This window comes from Nocardia sp. 2TAF39 (assembly GCF_052114905.1).
GTDB lineage: Bacteria > Actinomycetota > Actinomycetes > Mycobacteriales > Mycobacteriaceae > Nocardia.
On sequence record NZ_JBFRFQ010000116.1, the window covers coordinates 1 to 2,538 of the forward strand.

Genomic DNA, 2,538 nt, shown 5'->3' on the forward strand with positions numbered 1-2,538 from the left:
GGGCGGGGCGATGCTCGCCGTGGCGATCGGCGAACAACGAGCCACCGATGTCGTCGCCGGGTTCGGGGGCCGGGTGTCGGTCGCGGCGGTGAACGGCCCGTCCTCGACGGTGTTGTCCGGGGACGCCGACGCGATCGAGGAGATCGAGCTGCGTTTGGCCAGCGACGGGGTCAAGACGAATCGACTCCGGGTCAGTCACGCGTTCCATTCGGCGCGGATGGATCCGATGTTGGCGGAGTTCCGGTCGGTGGCCGAACGCATAACCTACCGGTCGGCGAGATTCCCGCTGGTGTCGAACGTCTCCGGCGAGCTCGCAGCCGACACGGTGACGGACCCGGAGTATTGGGTGCGCCAGGTGCGCGGTTGCGTCCGGTTCGCTCCGGGCGTGGACGCACTCGTTGCTGCGGGTGTGCGCCGGTTCGTGGAGATCGGACCGGATGCTGTGCTCGCGGCGATGACGCGCCGGTGCCTTGTCGAGACTCCGAACATCGAGGCCCAGACGGTTGTGGTTGCCGCCTCGCGACGTTCGGTGGAGGAGCCGACCCAGCTCCTGTCCTGCTTGACAGGAGCTGATGTATCGGGCGTGCCGGTGGACTGGGCGGCCCTGTTCGCGGGCCGGTCGGTGAGTCGAGTACCGCTGCCCACGTATGCGTTCCGTCACGAGCAGTATTGGTTGCCGCCGGTCGATGTGTCGGATGTGTCGCGGTCGGGCCTGGAAGAGGCGGGGCATCCGCTGTTGGGTGCGCTGGTGCGATTGCCGGATTCCCCGGACGTGGTGTTCACCGGCCGGCTCTCGCGGGCCGGTCAGCCGTGGTTGGCCGATCACGTCATCGCAGGGGTGGCTTTGCTGCCGGGTGCCGCTTTCGTCGAGCTGGTTCTTCATGTGGGGACAGTGGTGGGGCGTCCGGGGCTGGCCGAGTTGGTGATCGAGGCGCCGCTGCCGGTGCCGTCCACCGGGTCCGTCGAGCTGCGGGTGGTGGCGCGCGGGCCGGATGAGACCGGCGCGCGGACGGTGTCGGTGTACTCGCGTTCCCGCAGTGACGACGAGCCCGATGCGCTCGAATTCGAGGATGGTGTTGATGACCATTCATCGCGGTGGGTCCGTCATGTGGTCGCGTCGGTGATTGCCGAGTCCGGCACGCCGTCGATCGACACGGATTCGGCGAGTTGGCCGCCGGCCAAGGTAACGGCGATGGATATCGGCGATGCCTACCCGGATCTGGCCGAGCTCGGTTATGGGTACGGGCCGGTGTTCCGGGGACTGACTGCGCTGTGGCGCGGTGACGGCGAGGTGTTCGCGGAGGTCGCGCTGCCGGAATCCGCCCGATCGGGGGTCACCGAATTCGGTGTGCACCCGGCGTTGTTGGATGCCGCGCTGCACGCGATCCTGCTCGGTGGGCTGCTTCCGGCCACCCCGGCCGGTGCGATAGCCGTTCCGTTCTCGTGGGAGAACGTCGCGCTGTATGCGACAGGGGCAACCACACTGCGGGTTCGTGCGGCTGCTACCGGTTCCGTGACGGGGGGCGAGCGGATCGCGATGACGCTCACCGACACGTCGGGTATGGTGGTGGCCGAGGTGGGTGCGCTTATGATGCGGCCGATATCGGCCGATGCGCTCGGTTCGGTGCAGCGCCGCGGCAACGGTGTGGGTTACGACGTGGACTGGGTCGCGCTACCCACGCCTGCGAGCGGGCTGGTTGCGGCCGAATCCTGGAGCTCGGCCGAGGACGGGGAAACCGTCACGATCGCCGGCGGGTCCGCGACCGTGTTGCGGCTCGACGCCGCCTCCAGTCACTACGCAGGCTCCGCGAACGAGGTGGGCGACCGCGATCTCCCTGTGGTGGTGCGGGATTCGTTGACCGCGTTGACGGCGCGTGTGCAGCGGCTGCTGACCGGGGACGGGTTGATCGTCGTGGTGACCCGGCAGGCGGTGGCAGTGCATCCCGGCGAGCCCGTCGACATGCCGGCGGCGGCGGCGTGGGGTTTGCTGCGGACTGCGCAGAGCGAGCATCCGGAGCGGATTCTCCTGGTCGATGTCGACGACTGGGCCGACTATCGCCATTACGTGGCGCTGGCTTTGGCGATGAGTGGTGAACCCCAGCTCGCGGTACGGCACGGGTCGCCGTATGCACCGCGACTGAACCGCGCCGACTCGGATCTGCACGGGGCCGCCGCATTGCGAAATACCGAGGCATGGGCCCTGACTCTGCTCGGCAAGGGCACATTGACCGGAGACAACTTCGGCGTGGGCGACGATCCGAGTGCCGAGGGACCGCTGGTGGCGGGGCAGGTTCGGGTGAGTATGCGGGCGGTTGGTCTGAATTTCCGAGACGTGCTGGTCACGCTCGGCACCTACCCCGACCCGGATGCGCGGATCGGCTGTGAAGGTGCCGGAGTCGTGCTCGAGGTCGCTGCCGATGTGACCGAGTTCGTGGTCGGTGACCGGGTTTTCGGGTTCATGTCGGGTGTTGGTTCGGCTGCGGTGGTCGATCATCGCTTGCTTGCGCCGATTCCGCAGGGGTGGTCGTTCGCTCAGGC

General features: G+C 68.1%; 1 protein-coding gene. It reads left to right on the top strand.

What is annotated here, in order from left to right:
* The coding region (locus tag AB4Z47_RS30520; protein ID WP_441956154.1) for a polyketide synthase dehydratase domain-containing protein at positions 1–2,538 on the top strand (2,538 nt) is incomplete at both ends.